We start from the raw sequence: 18,983 nt of genomic DNA on the forward strand, positions 1-18,983 counted from the left end.
GCGTGAAATGACACTGCACGCGAACACCGCGGAGACGCCGGCCGCCGCGCCGGCGCCCCGCTCCTCATCGCCCCCTCCAGCGCGCGGAACCGCACGCCGGTCCGCGGCCGGACTCTGGTTCGTCCTGCCCTTCACCGTCCTGTTCGCCGCGTTCCTGGTCTGGCCGCTGATCGCCGGACTGTGGGCCAGCTTCACCGACCGCAGCCTCGCCAAGGAGGAGTCCTCCTTCGTCGGGCTGGCCAACTGGATCGAGATGTTCGGCGACCCCGCCGTGTGGCAGTCGCTGTGGGTGACGCTGCTGTTCACCCTGTTCACCACGCCGCCCCTGGTGGCGATCGCGCTGGCGATGGCGCTGCTCACCCACCGCGCGACCGCCCGTATCGGCTGGTTCCTGCGGTTCTCCTACTTCGCGCCCTTCCTGATGCCGGTGGCCGTGGTGACGCTGATCTGGGAGTGGATGTACCAGCCCGGGTTCGGCATGATCAACGGTCTGCTGGCCACGGTGGGGATCCCCGGGGTGTCCTGGCTCACCGACGAGAACACGGTGCTGCTCGCCATCGCCATCACGACCGTGTGGTGGACCGTCGGATTCAACTACCTGCTCTACCTGGCGGCACTGCAGGGCATCCCCCGCTACGTCTACGAGGCCGCCGCCCTCGACGGCGCCGGCGCCTGGCGGCGGTTCACCTCCATCACCCTGCCCCTGCTGCGCCGCACCACCGCGCTGATCGTGCTGCTGCAGATGGTCGCCTCGCTCAAGCTGTTCGACCAGGCCTACCTGATGACCAACGGGTCGGGCGGGCCCAACTACGCGGCCCGGCCAATCATCGGCTACGTCTTCGAGACCGGGTTCACCGGGCTGCGCATCGGTTACGCCTCGGCGATCTCCTACCTGTTCTTCGCCGTGATCATCATCGTCTCCGTCCTGCAGCTCCGCCTGTTCTCCCGGAAGGAGGACGCGGCATGACCACCGCAACCCTCACCACCGCCGAGCGGCCCGGTACCCCCGCCGGCCCCGCCTCGCCGCAGCCCCGCCGCCGCTTCAAGGTCACCCCCGGCGGCGCCGCCATCGCCGTACTGGCGCTGTTCCTCGCCGTGGTCTGGCTGATGCCGCTGGTCTGGGCGGTGCTGACCTCACTCAAGCCCGAGCCGGAGACCACGGCCGTTCCGGTGCGCTGGCTGCCGCTGGAGCCCACCTTCCAGGCCTACCGCACGGTCATCGCCCAGGGCGAGCTGATGCAGTGGCTGATGAACAGCGTGATCGTCTCCGTCCTGGTCACGGCGCTGACCCTGGTCACGTGTGTGATGGCCGCCTATGCCTTCTCCAAGACCGAGTTCTGGGGGCGCAAGTGGCTGTTCGCGCTGTTCATCGCCGGCATCCTGGTGCCGCCCCAGGCGCTGATCGTGCCGCTGTTCGACGAGATGACCTTCCTCGGCCTGGTCGACACCTACTGGGGCGTCGCACTGCCCCAGGTCGTCGCGCCGGTGATGATCTTCATCCTCAAGCGGTTCTTCGACGCGATCCCGCGCGACTACGAAGAGGCCGCGCGCATCGACGGCGCCGGGCACCTGCGGGTGCTGTGGAACGTGGTGCTGCCCATGTCGGTGCCCATCCTCGCCGCCGTGGGGATCTTCACCTTCGTCCAGGCCTGGAACAACTTCCTGTGGCCCTTCGTGGCGACCACCGATCCGGCGCTGATGACCGTGCCGGTCGGCCTGGGCACCGTCCAGAGCGCCTACGGGATCCTCTACGCACAGCAGATGGCCGCCTCGGTGCTGGGCGCGCTCCCGCTGATCGTCGTCTTCATGCTCTTCCAGCGCCAGGTCGTGCGCGGCGTCACCGACGCCGGCCTGAAGTGAGCGCGGCCCGCGCCCACCGCTTCCCCCGCCCCTTCCGCGAGGAGGAACCCCCCATGCCAACGCCCCCCACCGCCCTCGGGCGCCTGGCCGCGCTGCCCGCGGCCGCGCTGCTGGCCGCGGGCGGCCTGGCCGCTCCGGCCGCGGCCGACACCGTCAACCCGGCCTCGCCCGCCGCGATCTCCGTCCACGACCCCGCGCTGGTGGCCGGAGGCGGCGGCGAGGACTGGTACGTCTTCGGCACCGGCGACCCCGCCGTGGCCGACGGCAACATCACGATCCACACGTCGAAGAACGGCCGCAACTGGGAGCCGGCGGGCCACGTCTGGCAGACCAAGCCCGCGTGGCTGAGCGAGGAGATCCCCGGCGTCACCAACCTGTGGGCGCCCGAGGTCTTCGAGCACGGCGGCACCTACTACCTCTACTACTCCGCCTCCACGTTCGGCTCCAACCACTCGCTGATCGGGCTGGCCACCAACACCGCCCTCGACCCGGACGACCCCGACTACGCGTGGGTCGACCGCGGCAAGGTCTTCGAGAGCCACTCCGGCGGCGACTTCAACGCCATCGACCCCGGCATCGTCGAGGACGCCGACGGCACCCCCTACATGGCCTTCGGCTCCTTCTGGAGCGGCATCCGCATGCTCCGGCTGGAGTGGCCCAGCGGCAAGCCGGCGCCGGGCCAGGACCAACCGCTGCACCTGGCCGGCGGCCAGCCCGGCGGCAACGCCATCGAGGCCCCCTACATCGTCCGCCGCGACGGCTACTACTACCTGTTCGTCTCGCTGGGCAAGTGCTGCTCGGGACTCGACAGCACCTACCGCATCGCGGTGGGGCGCTCGGAGTCGGTCACCGGCCCCTACGTCGACCGCGACGGCGTGCCCATGCGCGACGGCGGCGCCACCGTCATCCTCGCCGACCGCGGCGAATCGGTGGCCAACGGCGGCCAGTCGGTCTCCGGCGACCACATCGCCTACCACTCCTACGGTCCCTACGACCGGCCCGGCAACTTCGTGTTCGCCATCGACAGGATCCACTGGGGCCCCGACGGCTGGCCCCGCCTGGAACCCTGACCCGCCCGCGCCGCGGGGCCGGGGCCCGGCCCCGCGGCCCAGACCCACCAGCCCAGCCACACCCAGGGGGAAACCGCACATGCTCCGCGCGTCGATGACCATCGACCCCGCCTTCCGCGTCTCGCCCGTGCACCGCCGCACCTTCGGCTCCTTCGTCGAGCACATGGGCCGCTGCGTCTACACCGGGATCTACGAGCCCGACCACCCCGCCGCCGACGCCGACGGGTTCCGCACCGACGTCGCCGACCTCGTGCGCGAGCTGGGCGTGACGACCGTGCGCTACCCCGGCGGCAACTTCGTCTCCGGCTACCGCTGGGAGGACGGGGTGGGGCCCAAGGACCAGCGCCCGGTGCGGCGCGAACTGGCCTGGCACTCCACCGAGACCAACCGGTTCGGCCTGGACGAGTTCGCCGCCTGGACCCGCAAGATGGGCATCGAGCCCATGATGGCCCTCAACCTGGGCACCCGCGGCCTGCAGGAGGCCATCGACCTGCTGGAGTACGCCAACCACCCCGGCGGCACCGCGTGGTCGGACCGGCGCATCGCCAACGGCAGCCCCGACCCCCACGGCATCCGCATGTGGTGCCTGGGCAACGAGATGGACGGCCCCTGGCAGATCGGCCACAAGACCGCCCGCGAATACGGCCGGCTGGCCGCCGAGGTCGCGCGGGCCATGCGGATGAGCGACCCCGGCCTGGAGCTGGTCGCCTGCGGCTCCTCGGGACCGCAGATGCCCACCTTCGGCGCCTGGGAGGCCGAGGTGCTGGAGGAGACCTACGACCACGTCGACTACATCTCCCTGCACTCCTACTACGAGGAGCGCGACGGCGACCTGGCGAGCTTCCTGGCCTCCGGCGCCGAGATGGACGCCTTCATCGAGTCCGTGGTCGCCACGGCCGACGCCGTGCGCGCCAAGCTGGGTGCCACCAAGCGCATCCAGCTCTCCTTCGACGAGTGGAACGTGTGGTACCAGAGCCGCTTCCACGCCGAGGAGCCGCGCAGCGACTGGCCGGTGGCCCCCCGCGTCATCGAGGACCGCTACCACGCGGCCGACGCCGTGGTTGTGGGCGGTCTGCTCATCTCGCTGCTGCGCCACAGCGACCGGGTGACCGCCGCCAGCCTCGCCCAGCTCGTCAACGTCATCGCACCGATCATGACCGAGCCGGGCGGTCCCGCCTGGCGCCAGACCACCTTCCACCCCTTCGCGCTGACCGCCGCCAACGCCGCGGGCACCGTGCTGCGGGTGGAACCGAACAGCCCGGTGCGCGAGACCGCCCGCTACGGCCCGGTGCCCGTCGTCGACGCCGTGGCCACCCACGACCCCGACAACGGGGAGGCCGCCGTCTTCCTGGTGAACCGCGCCACCGACGAGCCCGTGACCGTCGAGGTGGACCTGCGCGGCCTGCGGGCCGACCGCGTCGCCTCCTGCCTGACGCTGCACGACGACGACGCCTACGCGGCCAACACCCGCGAGAACCCAGACCGCGTCGTGCCGCGCGAGAACAAAGACGTCCGGTTGGAGGACGGCCGCCTCAGCGCCGTGCTCCCGCCGGTCTCGTGGACGGTGCTCAAGCTCGCGCTCCCGCGCGCCTGAGGGCCCACCGCTCCACCCATCCCCCGCCTAACCCCCATCCACAAGGAGCACACGATGAAGCGGACCCCCGCCGCCATCCTCTCCGCGGCGCTCGCCGCGGTCATGGCACTGGCGCTGACCTCCTGCGGCGGTGTCGGAGACGCCGCCCAGCAGGAGGGCGAGAACGGCACCATCGGCATCGCCATGCCGACCAAGTCCTCCGACCGCTGGGTCGCCGACGGCCGGAACATGGTCAAGCAGTTCGAGAAGGCCGGCTACGGCACCGACCTGCAATACGCCGAGGACGTGGTCGAAGACCAGGTCTCCCAGATCGAGAACATGATCACCCGCGGCGTCGACGCCCTGGTCATCGCCGCCATCGACGGCGAGGCGCTCACCGACGTGCTGCAGATGGCCGCCGACAACGACATCCCGGTCATCGCCTACGACCGCCTGATCCGCGGCACCGAGAACGTCGACTACTACGCCACCTTCGACAACTTCCAGGTGGGGGTCCTGCAGGCCTCCTACATCGAGGAGGCGCTGAACCTCAAGGAAGAGGAGGGCCCCTTCACGATCGAGCTGTTCGGCGGCTCGCCCGACGACAACAACGCCTACTTCTTCTACGACGGCGCCATGTCGGTGCTCCAGCCCTACATCGACGAGGGCAAGCTCGAGGTCCGCAGCGGGCAGACCGAGATGGACCAGATCGCCACCATGCGCTGGAGCGGCGCCAAGGCCCAGTCCCGCATGGACAACCTGCTCAGCTCGCACTACTCCAACGAGCAGCTGGACGCGGTCCTCTCGCCCTACGACGGCATCAGCATCGGCGTCATCTCCTCGCTCAAGGCCGTGGGCTACGGCAGCGACGACCGGCCGCTGCCGGTGATCACGGGCCAGGACGCCGAGCTGGCCTCGGTCAAGTCCATCATCGCCGGCGAGCAGACCCAGACGGTCTTCAAGGACACCCGCGAGCTCGCCGAGGTCGCCGTGAACATGACCGACTCCGTCCTCAAGGGCGAGAAGCCCGAGGTCAACGACACCGAGAGCTACGACAACGGCAAGAAGGTGGTGCCCGCCTACCTGCTGGAGCCGGTCTCGGTCGACAAGGACAACTACAAGGAGGTCCTCATCGACAGCGGCTACTACAGCGAGTCGGAGCTGTCGTGAGGCGGTGCCCGAAATGAGCGACGTGCTGCTGCGGATGCGCGGCATCACCAAGGAGTTCCCCGGAGTCGTCGCGCTCGACAACGTCGACCTGCGGGTCGAGCGCGGCGAGATCCACGCCCTGATGGGCGAGAACGGCGCCGGCAAGTCGACGCTGATGAAGGTGCTCAGCGGCGTCTATCCGCACGGCGAGTACTCCGGGGAGATCCTGCTCGACGGAGAGGTGTGCGCGTTCCACGGCATCTCCGACAGCGAGCGGGCCGGGATCGCCATCATCCACCAGGAGCTGGCCCTCGTCCCGCAGCTGTCGGTGGCCGAGAACATCTACCTCGGCAACGAGCGCACCCGCGGCCCCGGTCTCATCGACTGGGGCCGCACCGCGGCCATGGCGCGCGACGTGCTGGGGCGCGTTGGCCTGGACGAGGACCCCACGGCGCCCGTCTCCACACTGAGCGTGGGCCGCCAGCAGCTCGTCGAGATCGCCAAGGCGCTGTCCAAGCGGGTGAGCCTGCTCATCCTGGACGAGCCCACCTCGGCGCTCAACGAGGCCGAGAGCGACAACCTGCTGCGGCTGCTGCTGGAGCTCAAGGAGCAGGGGATCACCTCCATCCTCATCTCGCACAAGCTCGGCGAGGTCACCCGGGTCGCCGACTCGGTGACCGTGCTGCGCGACGGCCGGACGATCGAGACCCTGTCGACGGCCTCGGGCCATGTCGACGAGGACCGCATCATCCGCGGGATGGTCGGCCGCGACCTCGACGAGCGCTACCCCGAACGCAGCGCCGAGATCGGCGAGGTCCGCTTCGAGGTGCGCGACTGGACCGTCGACCACCCCACTCAGGTGGGCCGCAGGGTGGTCGACGGTGCCGGGCTCGAAGTCCGCCGCGGCGAGATCGTGGGGCTGGCCGGGCTGATGGGCGCCGGCCGCACCGAGCTCGCGATGAGCGTGTTCGGCCGGTCCTACGGGCGCTACGTGCACGGCACCGTGTACAAGGACGGAGCGCCGCTGCGGCTGCACGACGTCGACGACGCCATCTCCGCCGGGATCGCCTACGTGCCCGAGGACCGCAAGGAGCTCGGGCTGATCCTGGAGGACGACATCCGGCGCAATCTGACCCTCGCCGGGTTGGGCCGTGTCAGCAGGCGCGCCGTCATCGACCCGGCCCGCGAGGCGGTGGCCGCCGAGGAGATGCGCACCCGCATGCGGGTCAAGAGCAACGGGGTCTACCAGACCACCGGCGACCTCAGCGGCGGCAACCAGCAGAAGGTCGTGCTGGGCAAGTGGCTGTTCGCCGAACCGGACCTGCTCATCCTGGACGAGCCCACCCGCGGCATCGACGTCGGCGCCAAGTACGAGATCTACCTGATCGTGCAGCGCCTGGCCGCCCAGGGCGCCTGCGTCCTGCTGATCTCCTCGGAGCTTCCCGAGCTGCTGGGCATGTGCGACCGCATCTACGCGATGTGCGAGGGCCGCATCACCGGGGAGATCCCGCGCGAACGGGCCGACCAGGAGTCACTGATGAAGCTGATGACCATGACGAAGGCGTGACGGGCCATGCAATCGACACCACTTCTGCACACAGTGCGCGACCTGGTGCGGAACAACGCGCGGCAGTACGGCATGGTGATCGCGCTGGCGGTCATCGTCGTGCTGTTCCAGATCCTCACGGGCGGCCTGCTGCTGCGGCCGCTGAACATCACCAACGTGATCATGCAGAACTCCTACGTGCTGATCCTGGCCGTGGGGATGATGCTGGTCATCATCACCGGGCACATCGACCTGTCGGTGGGCTCGGTGGTGGCGCTGACCGGCGCGGTCTCGACGGTGCTGATGACCAGTTGGGGCCTGCCGCCCCTGGTCGTGGTGCCCCTGGCCCTGGCCATGGGCGGCCTCATCGGCGCCTGGCAGGGGTTCTGGATCGCCTATGTGCGCATCCCGGCGTTCATCGTCACCCTCGCCGGAATGCTCATCTTCCGCGGCCTGACCCTGGTCGTGCTGGGCGGACGCTCGATCGGCCCCCTGCCGCCGTCGGTGCGCATGTGGGCCAGCGGGTTCATCCCCGGCTTCACCGAGGACGGGCCGCACCTGCTGACGCTCGCGCTGGGCGTCGCCGGGTCGGCGATCCTGGTGTGGATCCAGTGGCGGGTGCGGGCCCGCAACCTGCACTACGGCCTGCCGGCCCTCTCGGCGGGCCTGACCGCGGCCAAGTCGGCGGCGACGGTGGTCGTGGTGATGCTGTTCGCCTACATGCTGGCCGACTACAACGGGATCCCGATCGTGGGGCTGCTGCTGCTCGCCCTCATCGTGGGCTACTCGTTCATGATGAAGTCCACCACCGCGGGCCGGCGCATCTACGCCGTGGGCGGCAGTGAGAAGGCCGCCCGGCTCTCCGGGGTCAAAACCCGGCGCACCACGTTCTGGGTGTTCGTCAACATGGGCGTGCTCTCGGCGCTGGCCGGACTGGTGTTCACCGCGCGGCTCAACGCCGCGACCCCGGGCGCGGGCGAGATGTTCGAGCTCGACGCGATCGCGGCCGCGTTCATCGGCGGGGCCTCGGCCTCGGGCGGTGTGGGCACCGTCATCGGGGCGATCGTGGGCGCGCTGGTCATGGGCGTGATGAACAACGGCATGTCCATCATCGGGCTGGGCGTGGACTGGCAGCAGGCGATCAAGGGCCTGGTGCTGCTGGCCGCGGTCGCCTTCGACATCTACAACAAGCAGCGCGTCGGAACCGGCCGCGCGGGCGGCACCGCCAAGAAGAAGGGCGACGGCGGCGGCACGCTGCCGCCGGAGCGGGCCGAGCCGGCGAAGGAGGATACGGCCGAGGCGGCCGCCCCCGGGCCGCCGCGCTGAGGACCGGGCGCGCGGCGCACCGGGTGCCGCGCGCCCGCCCGGCCCTCCACAGCGGGCCGATCCTGCGTGGCCGGGTGTCCGGGGCGGGAACTACGCTGGGGGACCGTGGCCGGTCGGATCAGAGACGAAGACGTCGCGCTCGTGCGCGAGCGCTCACCCATCGCCGACGTGGTGGGGGAGTACCTGCAGTTGCGCAGCGCCGGCGGCGGCTCGCTGAAGGGGCTGTGCCCGTTCCACGACGAGAAGTCGCCGTCGTTCAACGTCACTCCCGCCCGCGGGCTCTACTACTGCTTCGGCTGCGGCGAGGGCGGCGACGTCATCCGCTTCATCCAGCAGATCGAGAGCCTCGGCTTCGTCGAGGCCGTGGAGTCGCTCGCCCAGCAGGCCGGCATCCGGCTGCGCTACGAGCAGGGCGGCTACACCGCGCGCAACGACCAGGGCCAGCGCCAGCGGCTCATCGAGGCCCACCGCGAGGCCCAGCGCTTCTACGCCGAGCAGCTGCTGTCCCCCGCCGCCCAGGAGGGCAGGCGCTTCCTCAGCGAACGCGGGTTCGGCCGCGCCGACGCCGAGCACTTCGGCGTGGGCTACGCCCCCGGCGGGTGGGAGGCCCTCACCGGCCGCCTGCGCGACAAGGGATTCAGCGACCAGGAGATCATCACCGCCGGACTGGCCGGGCAGGGCCGGCGCGGGGCCTACGACAAGTTCCGCAACCGGTTGGTGTGGCCGGTGCGCGAGGTCACCGGCGAGATCGTGGGCTTCGGTGCGCGCAAGCTCGACCCCGCCGACGACGGCCCCAAGTACCTCAACACACCCGAGACCCCGATCTTCAAGAAGGGGCACCTCCTCTACGGCCTCGACCTCGCCAAGCGCGAGATCTCGCGCGAGCGCCGCGCCGTGGTCGTCGAGGGCTACACCGATGTCATGGCCTGCCACCTGGCCGGGGTGCCCACCGCCGTGGCCACCTGCGGCACCTCCTTCGGCGAGGACCACCTCAAGGTGCTGCGCCGCATGCTGCTGGGCCGCTCCAACCAGGGCGGCGAGGTCGTGTTCACCTTCGACGGCGACGCCGCCGGCCGCAAGGCCGCGGTGCGCGCCTTCGCCGAGGAGCACGGATTCGCCTCCGAGACCTTCGTGGCAGTCCAGCCCGACGGCCTCGACCCCTGCGAGCTGCGCCAGCAGCGGGGCGACGCCGCGGTGCGCGACCTGGTCTCCGACCGCAAGCCGCTGTATGAGTTCATGATCCGCACGGTCATCGAGCAGTACGACCTCGACACCGCCGAGGGCCGCATGGCCGGGCTCGACGCCGCCGCCGAGATCGTGGCCAGCATCCGCAACGAGGGCGTGCGCAAGCTCTACGGCGTCAACCTCGACCACTGGCTGGGCATCATGGACGAGTCGTTCGTGCAGCGGCGGGTGGCCCAGCACGTGGCCGCGCGCCGCGGCCGCCCCACCGCGGCCGCCGGGCGGCGCCAGGCGGCACCCCAGGCGCCGCCGGGTGCGGCGGAGACCGCCCCCTACGACCTGCGCGACCCCTCGCTGCAGCGCGAGCGCCAGGCCCTCAAGATCGCCGTGCAGTACCCGGCCCTGGCCGGGGAGTTCGACGACCTCGGCGCCGAGTCGTTCACCGTCCCCCAGCACCGCGCCGTCTACGAGCTGATCAGCGGCCGGGGCGGGGTGCGCGCCGCCGGCGAGCCCCAGCAGTGGGTGGCGGGCCTGTGCGACGCCGCGCCCGACGAAGCCCAGCGGACGTTCCTCACCCGGTTGGCGGTCGAGCCGATCGAGGTCTACGGAGAACTCGACGAGCATTACGCCCAGGAAATTCTGGGCACAATCAAGATTCATTCCATCAACCGCCGGGTGGCAAACCTGAAATCGCGCCTGGGGCGGCTGGACCCCGTCGGCCAGGCGGCGGAGTACCAGCAGGTCTTCGCCGAGCTGATGGCCGTTGAGCAGCAGAGACGCCTGATGCGTGAGCGTTCGGGCGGTGCCACGTAGCACGCAGGTGACAAAAATAGTCCTCACTATTCACCGGCCATATCGGGCACACTGTAGGCGTGGCTCTAACGGTGCTGCCCGGCGAAATGCCACCGATCACCCAGGTGGCGCAACTGGTCGCGGGCGCAGGCTCCGGGGAGCTGGTGACCGTCGCCGACGTCGCCGCCGCCCTGGACCGCCTCGATGCCCCTCCCGAGTCCCTGGACCAGGTGGTGCGCGGACTCGCGCAGCAGGGCGTCGACGTCGTCGACCCCGCTGCCGAGGACGACCCCGTGCCCGCCGCCGAGCTCGGGCCCAGAGCACCCGCCAACGACCTGGTGCGCATCTACCTGCGTGAGATCGGCCGCGTTCCGCTGCTCACGGCAGAAGAAGAAGTAGACCTCGCCAAATCCATCGAAGCCGGCCTGTTCGCCGCGGACAAGCTGCGCCGGGCCGGCCCGCTCGCGGCGCCCGCCGACGCGCTCGACCTGGAGCTGATCGTCGACGAGGGCGAGCGCGCCAAGCAGCGGTTGATCGAGTCCAACCTGCGGCTGGTGGTCTCCATCGCCAAGCGCTACCTGGGCCGCGGCCTGCTGCTGCTCGACCTGGTCCAGGAGGGCAACCTGGGCCTGATCCGCGCCGTCGAGAAGTTCGACTACACCAAGGGATTCAAGTTCTCCACCTACGCCACCTGGTGGATCCGGCAGGCCATCACCCGCGCCATCGCCGACCAGGCGCGCACCATCCGCATTCCGGTGCACATGGTCGAGACCATCAACCGGCTGATGCGCGTGCAGCGCCAGCTGCACCAGGAGCTGGGGCGCGAGCCCACCCCGGTCGAGATCTCGCGCGAGCTCGGCTTCGGCGGCGACCGGGTGCAGGAGATCCAGCGCATCGCCCAGGAACCCGTATCCCTGCAGGCACCCATCGGCGAGGAGGACTCCGACTTCGGCGACTTCATCGAGGACACCGACGCGGTCGTGCCCGCCGAGGCGGCGGCGTTCACCATGCTGCAGGACCAGCTGCTGGCCCTGTTGGGCGGACTCTCCGACCGCGAGCAGCGCATCATCCAGCTGCGCTTCGGCCTGCGCGACGGCCACGTGCACACCCTGGAGGAGGTGGGGCAGGAGTTCGGGGTGACCCGCGAGCGCATCCGCCAGATCGAGGCCAAGACCCTGGCCAAATTGCGCCATCCCTCGCTGGCCAAGACCCTGCGCGACTTCCTGGAATCCTGAAGGCGGGCCGCCGCCGCGGCCCGCCGCGCGCGCTCGGGCCTGTCCCGACCCGGTGAATGCCGCTACGTTGGCGGTGTGATGGCCCTGGGGAGAGCTCACCGGCGGTGGCGGGACGGGCCGCGTGCTGCGCGCAGGCGTCCGGGACTGCTGCTGGGGGTGGCCGCCGCGGCGCTGGCCGCGTGCCTGGCGGCCGGTGTCCTGGCCGCGGTCGAGGCCGTGCGCGGCGGACCGGGCACGGTGCACCGCATCGCCTATTTCGCCGACTGGAACATCGCCTCCCGCGGCTACCGGGTCGCCGACGTCGCCGACAGCGGGGCGGCCGCCCGGCTCACCCGGCTGATGTGGGCCTTCGGCGAGATCAGCGCGTCCGGCCGGTGCCACATCCCCCCGGACCGCGCCTGGCAGCTCTACCAGCGGCGCTACGGCGCCGGAGACAGCGTCGACGCCGAGGCCGACTCCTACGACCAGCGGCTGGCCGGCGGCCTCAACCAACTGCGCAAGCTCCGTGAGCAGTACTCCGACCTGGGCGCGAGCATCTCGCTGGGCGGTTGGAACACCTCCAGGCACTTCTCCACGGCCGCGCGCACCGAGGAGTCGCGCGAGGAGTTCGTCTCCTCGTGCGTGGACCTGTGGCTCCGGGGCGATCTGCCGGTGCGCGGCGGCGAGCCCCAGGGCGGGCCGGGTGCGGCGGCCGGCGTCTTCGACGGGATCGACCTGGACTGGGAGTGGCCCGGCGGCGACGGCCACCGCCACAACGTCGAGCATCCCGCCGACCGGCGCAACTTCACCCTGCTCGTCGGCGAGTTCCGCCGCCAGCTCGACGCCCTGGAGGAGGAGACCGGCAGGGAGTACACGCTGTCGGCCTCGCTGCCCGGCGACCCCGAGCGGATGCGCGAGGGCTACGAGCCCGAGGCGTTCCGGCCCTTGGACTTCGCCACCGTCCAGGGCTACGACCTCGCGGGCCCGTGGAGCGAGGTGACGGGGCACCACGCCCAGCTGTATGCGTCCGAACAGCGGCCGGACGCGCCCAACGTGCACGACGTCGTGCACGGCTACCTGGACCACGGCCTGCCCGCGGAGAAGCTCGTCGTGGGCTTTCCCGCCTTCGGCCGCGGCTGGCGGGGCGTCGACCCGGGCCGGGCCGGGGAGCCGGGCGCGCCGGTGGAGGGGCCCGCCGAGGGCGACTACGGCGAAGGCGCCGCCTCCTATGAGCGGCTGGAGCAGCGCGACGGCCGCCGCGTCTTCGACTCCGGCAGCGTGGCGCAGGCGCTGATCGACGGCGGCGAGTGGTGGTCCTACGACACCCCCGAGGTGGTCCGGCGCAAGGGCGACTACGTCCGCGAGTACGGCCTGGGCGGGCTGATGATGTGGAACCTGGACATGGACCCCTCCGGCGAGCTGGTGCGGGCGATGGCCGGGGGGCTTGCTCTCCGTGACCGGTGAGACCGGAGGGACTAGTACGCCATGGATGCCCTCGTTCGCGACTTTCTCGACACCGGCGAGCTGAAAGGCTTGTCGCGCTATACGCTGCGCAATTACCGGCGATCGCTGGCGACTCTCGAAAGGCTTCTCGACAAGGAATTCACGGAAGCGACGCACCGCGATTTGAACCGCTGTCTCTCGTCATACCGAGCCGAGGGGAAAGCCCCCGGAACGGTATTCCGTCTCTACACGGACGCGCGGATCTTCTTCAATTGGCTGGAATCCGAGGGAGAGATCAGCACGAACCCGTTCCGGAAAACCACCGCACCGGAGAACCCGACACCACCGGTGGCCGTGGCCGACGCGGAGACGATAAAAAAGCTTTTGGCCGTGGAATGGCCGACCCGCTTTCTGGCCCGCAGAAACCGGGCGATGATTCTTGTTCTCCTCGACACCGGCGTCCGCGTATCGGAACTGGCGGCGATGAACACCGAGGATTACGACGGGAAGATGCTTTCGATCCACGGGGCGAAGAAGGGCGGCCCCCGGACCGTTCCCACGGGCAAGGCCGCGAGTATCGCGCTGCGTCGGTATCTGCGGATCCATCCCGGCGGCCCTGCCCTTTGGGTCGGGTCAAAGGGGCGTGTCACCGATTCGGGCGTCCGCAAGATGCTAACCCAAGCTTGTCGAAAAGCAGGCGTCGAGCGCGTTTTCCCGCACGCTTTGAGGCATAGTTTTGCCCATGAGTTTCGGTTGGCGGGCGGTTCGGATTCGGACCTGATGTATCTCGGCGGGTGGTCGTCGCCACGGCAACTGGAACGCTACGGAGCGGCCGGGAAAGTGGAGAGAGCAGCAGCCGCGCATTCCCGGTACTCTCCTGGCGATAGATTGGCGTCGGGGTAAGGGATTCTACCGGCGAATTCTCCCAAGCCCGGATTTTTCTACCGGAAAAGCTCCTCGACGACATCCTCGACGGCGAAAACATCCTCGACGGCCGTTCTCCAATTGCCAACCGGAGCAAGTGAAAAGCTTCTCGCCAAAAATGATATCTACACGAGGCACCGGGGTGTGCACGTCCGGGAACGATTCTGGATTAGCTAGTGATCTGCCGTCGAGGACGTCGTAGCGGCAACCGGTCGTCGGCAACGAGCACGTTCAAAACCCGGTCGAGGACGTTCGGATCCCTTTCCCCGGACCGGGTAAGGAATCCGTTAACGGATTCCTTACCGGTAACGGATTCCTTGCCGTCGAGGATGTTTCCGTAGGGTCCCATCTTTGGACCCTTTCCAGGGGGTCCCCTTTGGACCCTTTCCAGGGGGTCCCCTTTGGACCCTTTCCGGCAGAGTCTCATGTGTGGACCCTTGTTTTGCCAATGAACCTAGGCAGTACCGGCGATGCGGTCGAGGAGGTCAAGTCCGGCAAACCCAAGCTTTGCCTCCGAAGTCTCGCATGACGATCGTTATGTGAGATTGAATGGGTTGTGAGGACGGACAACGGGGGGCAGGCATGCGGTACGGATACGCAAGAGTCAGCACCGAAGACCAGTCACTTGACCGGCAGTGCCAGCAACTGGCGGACTGCGACCGGGTGATCACGGATGAGATTAGCGGGAGTGTGCCGTTCAATCAGCGGCCGGGTGGGCGCAAGCTCTTGAACGAACTGGTCAAGGGCGACGAACTGGTCATCGTTTCTCTAGACAGACTGGGACGCAGCACTGGTTCTCTGCTGGTATTGATCGATGAATTGAACCGGGCGGGGATCACGCTCCGGAGCTTGCGGGAAGACATCGATACCGGCAGTGCCACGGGTCGCGTCATGGTAGGAATGCTCTCGGTGTTCGCGCAATTCGAGCGGGACCGGACAAGCGAGCGGACGAAAGAAGGTTTGGCAGCGGCCCGGCAACGCGGTGTTCGTCTCGGCAAACCGCCACGGGTGCCGACGGCCGAAGACCGGCGACTGCGGGAGCGCTACCGCAACGGGGCATCGGTGGCGGAGCTGGTGGCCGAGACCGGTTTGAGCCGCGCCACCGTCTACCGGCGGTTGCGGACTAGCTTGCCGACCAACCCCCGGCCACCGTGCCGGGGGTCTTTCTGTAACGGTCAAGCCCTCTGAGACGGCCGGAGAGCGACGAACACCGCTTCCCAGGTCCGATCACACGCGGGCGGGGGGTCGGGGCGGCAGAGAGCTTGTGAGCGGCGACGAGGATGTTTTCCGCTATGTGGAACATCCTCGTCGGCGCGGGGACATCCTCGTCGGCCGGTTGCCGGGACGGAAAGCGGTACGGCCGGGCCGGTCGTCGGCGTTCCGGCAGGGGTTGGGTCGGCCGGTTTCCAAGCTTTTCGGTTCGGTGGCGAAGTTTCCGTATGGTGAAAGCGTGCCGGAGGCAGTCTGAACATCCTCGGCCGCAGTCTGAACATCCTCGTCGGCAAAGTGACGTCCGATTTATTCCCATTCTCGTCCGCTTTCTCTATCGCTTTCGGCGAACGGCAAGCTCTTGCTCTCTCTCGGGAGATTGAAAGACTGATGTGTGCGACTGACCTTTCCCGCGCCACGGGTTGTGGGAACGGCGGAGGGCGGGCAGGGGTGAGTCCTTTCGTAATCCCGAACCTTAGAATTCACTCGACCGGGATTTATGATATTGTCAAATGACACCCGAGAAAGGAGTTTTGCAATGGGCCCGAGGAGAGAGATTATCACTGTTAAAACTGTTGCACGGATTTTGGGGTGCACCCGGAACTGGGTGAGAACCCAGGCCCACATGAAACAGTTGCCGCATTTCCGCACGAAGGAGGGAATTTTCCTCTTCTACGAGGACGACATTCTGGGCATCGCCGGGAAGCGGCGGCGCTAAAAAGAAGTAGCCCCCCGGTTCAAGGAGAAACCGGAGGGCCAGAACCCCGAGCACGAGCATGCGAGCGAGACCGGAACGGGGTGATGACAACCGACACACAGAAAGGCTACTGATGTCTACACGCTTCGATTATATCAGGAATACAGACCTGGCGGTGTTCGCAGTCCGGGCCGGAGACAAAAAGCCTGCGACCCCCAATGGGCTGCACGACGCCACCGCAGACCATGAACACTGGCTCTCGCGTGTCGAGAAGAGGGGCGAGAACCTCGGTGCTCCGACCGGACATGTAAACGGCTTTTTCACGGTCGATGCCGACGACCTGGCCAGTTGGACGGAACTGGTCACGGCCAACGGCGGAGTGCCCGAGACGAGAACGGTTCGCACACCTCGCGGCGGAAAGCATTTCGAGTTCAACATGCCCGAGGGCGTGGATTTGCGCGGTAGCGTGAGTAAGATCGCTGCCAACGTCGATATCCGGGCGAACGGTAACTATGTCTTGCTCCCCGGTTCAGAGACGGAGCACGGCGTCTATGAAGTCGAGCTGGACATCCCCAGAGTAAACCCTCCCCAGTGGCTTATAGATGCCATTGTCGCCACCTCAGTGACCGCTGAAAGGCCGAGGGGTGAATCCCGCGCTGGATACGACCCCTGGCTTGCTTCGATCCCGGAGAATGCGGATTACGTCCGCGAGCAAGTACAGCTCGCAGAGAGAACTATCGCCAAATCCTACGAGGGCAACTACCACGGCCCCTGCTTGAGTGCTGCTGTAATCATGGGAAGTCTCGACGAGGCGGGTGTGCTTCCCGACGGCATGGCCGAGGAACTTCTGGACGAATGGCGTGAGAACTACGGCATTCCCAACCGGAACAACCGAGACAAGACCGTGCAGGACGGGCTTGCGTACGGGCGTGAGAAACCGGCCCAGCTTCCCAGTGATGTTATGTTCTGGGATTACAAGGCCACGGGGACGAACTTGCCTCCGCAGTTCTTCGAGGCGCGCCCGGAATTGAGAGCGCTGCGCGACCACGCGCACGCGGAGGCCAGTTCTGCCGACGTGGCGTTCTACTCGTCCCTTGCCGAAATTGCGGGGTCCGTCCACAAAGACTTGAAGATGGTTACGGGAATCAAGGGCGAAGCGGCCTTGAATCTCATCGTGTGCCCGGTCGGCGAAAGCGGCGACGGCAAGTCTTCCAACGACAACGCGCTCGACGAGATCCCCGAATCGAACAGATTCACGGGACCGATCGGTTCGGGCGAAGGTCTGATCGAAGCTTACTTCGAATGGGTCGAGGAAACCGTCCCCGGTGCGGGGAGCAAAACCAAGACCGTCAAGAAAAAGAAGAAGGTCCGGTCCAACGCGTTCTTTTTCCAGGACGAGGGCGAACAGCTTTTCGCCACGGGCGACCGGAAAGGCGCCAGCATCTTCCCTACCCTGCGTTCCATGTGGAGCGGTGCCAAGACCGGCGCCAAGAATGCCACGGTCGAGACCACCAGAAGCCTCGATAAAGGGTCGTATGCTTTCGGTGCGGTCATCGGTTTGCAGCCGGTCATCGTGCGGCGCCTGCTTACCGAGACGCACGAGGGCGCGGGGACGACGCAGCGTTTTCTCTTCTGCAAAACCACCGACCCGAGCATTCCCGACGTTCCTCCGGAGAAACCCGAGGTCCCGCAGCCCTTTCTCGGTTGGGATCATGCCGGTTGGATGCCCATGCCCGTGGTGACCTTTCCGGAGTCGATCACGGAGGACCTCCGGCGTATCCAGGTTATGCGGAACCGGGGCGAGCGCGAGTACAAGCGGTTCTATGCCCACCACATGCTGACCCGGTGCAAGGTCGCCGCGATTCTGGCACTGTGGAACCACCGGACCGAAGTCGATATCGAGGATTGGCTCTTGGCCGGTGTCGCCGTGGACACCTCCGCCAACGTCCGCGACGAACAGGTCGCGATTGCCGGCAAGGCCGCAGAAGAGCGTGAGAAAGCCGCTGGGGCGCTGCGGGACAAGAGGGCGGCACACGAGGAGGAAGCCCAGCGCTTGCGGGTGCAGAAACGCATTGACGACTTCCGGGAGCGTGGTGTGAGCGACCGGGAGATCGTCCGGCGTCTCAACTCGCGCGACCGGGAGTGTGCCCGCGACTTGCTCGGTTTGAGCTGAATGTGGACACGCGGGACACGTCCCCGGGACGCCTGGATCCCTTATGTGGCAGGGATGGGACACGCGGGACGGATTTGTCCACATGCTCTCTCTGACTTCTCTCTACACGACTCCCAAGTCATAAAAGTAGTTGTAGTTGTATATATATAAGCTTTCTCTGAGACCATGTGGACAAATTTGTCCCGCGTGTCCCATCCCTATGTGGCAAGGGATCCAGGCGTGTCCCGCCGTGTCCCGCGTGTCCACATTCCATGTCCCGGCCACTGTTGAGTTGAGAAGGAGCATCACCCGTCCCCAACACCGCCGCCCCCGCCCCGCTTCCGGGTGCCGGGCCAAGGTTCGCTTACTACTTCTTTAAGCTTTCATGACAGCAATTCTTTTACCCGCGACCGGGAAGACCGCCACGACGCCGCGCGTTCTAGCGAGCGAGGAAAGGAGAACCATGCTGTACGTGGAACGCGACTTCGATACCGAGCCGCCCGAACTGCCGGAGGGATGTGTAAGCATTCTTCCCGACGAACCGGGAATGCCGTGCTTGAAACTGGTGAGGAACTACTTCCCCCCGCAGTCGTCGGGGTTCTGCCGCGATGTCTGGCGGTACACGTGGGAAGACGGCGACGACGTCGGAGAACAGTTCATCAGGGGTGATCTGACCCCTTACGAGGCCGCCGAGATAGTGCTGCGGGAATACTTCCCGACCCTCCGGCTGTAATCGCACCGCTCCCTCCGGCGGATAACCGGCCTGGCAGCTTCTAACTGCACTGTGGGGCGTTCGACTCGTCCAGGGAGCACTACCAGCCCCGTCGACAATGTCGGCGGGGCTTT

The 18,983-nt window shown here is 67.7% G+C and carries 14 protein-coding genes; all 14 read left to right on the forward strand.

Annotated features, from left to right (window positions below; translation table 11 throughout):
- Positions 1-7 precede the first annotated feature (7 nt).
- The 14 genes from FZ103_RS03450 (at position 8) to FZ103_RS03515 (ending at position 18,870) form a co-directional block, all read left to right on the forward strand.
- The gene (locus FZ103_RS03450) at positions 8-967 is read left to right on the forward strand and encodes a carbohydrate ABC transporter permease (protein ID WP_155998781.1); all 960 of its coding nucleotides are present in this window, start codon (positions 8-10) and stop codon (positions 965-967) included.
- Positions 964-1,860 (forward strand): carbohydrate ABC transporter permease, encoded by an 897-nt coding sequence (locus FZ103_RS03455; protein WP_155998782.1) that lies wholly within the window; start codon positions 964-966, stop codon positions 1,858-1,860. The genes FZ103_RS03450 and FZ103_RS03455 overlap by 4 nt, the downstream gene beginning before the upstream one ends.
- Positions 1,861-1,913: 53 nt before the next feature.
- The gene (locus FZ103_RS03460) at positions 1,914-2,930 is read left to right on the forward strand and encodes an arabinan endo-1,5-alpha-L-arabinosidase (RefSeq protein WP_155998783.1); all 1,017 of its coding nucleotides are present in this window, start codon (positions 1,914-1,916) and stop codon (positions 2,928-2,930) included.
- A 79-nt stretch (positions 2,931-3,009) separates the two neighbouring features.
- Positions 3,010-4,524: an alpha-N-arabinofuranosidase gene (locus FZ103_RS03465; RefSeq protein WP_155998784.1), complete on the forward strand. Its 1,515-nt coding sequence runs from the start codon at positions 3,010-3,012 to the stop codon at positions 4,522-4,524.
- 54 nt (positions 4,525-4,578) lie between these two features.
- On the forward strand, positions 4,579-5,673 hold the full coding sequence (chvE, locus tag FZ103_RS03470) for a multiple monosaccharide ABC transporter substrate-binding protein (protein ID WP_155998785.1): 1,095 nt from the start codon (positions 4,579-4,581) through the stop codon (positions 5,671-5,673).
- Between the two features lie 13 nt (positions 5,674-5,686).
- A complete protein-coding gene (mmsA, locus tag FZ103_RS03475) occupies positions 5,687-7,219 on the forward strand; it encodes a multiple monosaccharide ABC transporter ATP-binding protein (protein WP_155998901.1) in 1,533 nt (510 codons plus the stop codon).
- A gap of 6 nt (positions 7,220-7,225) precedes the next feature.
- Positions 7,226-8,524 carry a multiple monosaccharide ABC transporter permease gene (gene mmsB, locus FZ103_RS03480; RefSeq protein WP_255429733.1) on the forward strand — a complete coding sequence of 433 codons (1,299 nt, stop codon included), beginning with the start codon at positions 7,226-7,228 and terminating at the stop codon, positions 8,522-8,524.
- A 105-nt stretch (positions 8,525-8,629) separates the two neighbouring features.
- Positions 8,630-10,519, forward strand: a complete 1,890-nt coding sequence (gene dnaG / locus FZ103_RS03485; RefSeq protein ID WP_186355757.1) for a DNA primase — start codon at positions 8,630-8,632, stop codon at positions 10,517-10,519.
- 86 nt (positions 10,520-10,605) lie between these two features.
- Complete coding sequence (gene rpoD / locus FZ103_RS03490; RefSeq protein WP_155998903.1) at positions 10,606-11,733, forward strand: RNA polymerase sigma factor RpoD; 1,128 nt, start codon at positions 10,606-10,608, stop codon at positions 11,731-11,733.
- Between the two features lie 78 nt (positions 11,734-11,811).
- On the forward strand, positions 11,812-13,176 hold the full coding sequence (locus FZ103_RS03495) for a glycoside hydrolase family 18 protein (protein WP_155998786.1): 1,365 nt from the start codon (positions 11,812-11,814) through the stop codon (positions 13,174-13,176).
- Positions 13,177-13,197: 21 nt separating this feature from the next.
- Positions 13,198-14,058 (forward strand): tyrosine-type recombinase/integrase, encoded by an 861-nt coding sequence (locus tag FZ103_RS03500; RefSeq protein ID WP_155998787.1) that lies wholly within the window; start codon positions 13,198-13,200, stop codon positions 14,056-14,058.
- Between the two features lie 603 nt (positions 14,059-14,661).
- Positions 14,662-15,267 carry a recombinase family protein gene (locus tag FZ103_RS03505; RefSeq protein WP_186355758.1) on the forward strand — a complete coding sequence of 202 codons (606 nt, stop codon included), beginning with the start codon at positions 14,662-14,664 and terminating at the stop codon, positions 15,265-15,267.
- A gap of 851 nt (positions 15,268-16,118) precedes the next feature.
- Positions 16,119-18,158: a bifunctional DNA primase/polymerase gene (locus tag FZ103_RS03510; protein ID WP_186355759.1), complete on the forward strand. Its 2,040-nt coding sequence runs from the start codon at positions 16,119-16,121 to the stop codon at positions 18,156-18,158.
- Between the two features lie 442 nt (positions 18,159-18,600).
- Positions 18,601-18,870 (forward strand): hypothetical protein, encoded by a 270-nt coding sequence (locus FZ103_RS03515; RefSeq protein WP_155998790.1) that lies wholly within the window; start codon positions 18,601-18,603, stop codon positions 18,868-18,870.
- Positions 18,871-18,983: the final 113 nt, after the last annotated feature.

Source organism: Streptomonospora sp. PA3, assembly GCF_009728995.1.
Lineage (GTDB): Bacteria > Actinomycetota > Actinomycetes > Streptosporangiales > Streptosporangiaceae > Streptomonospora.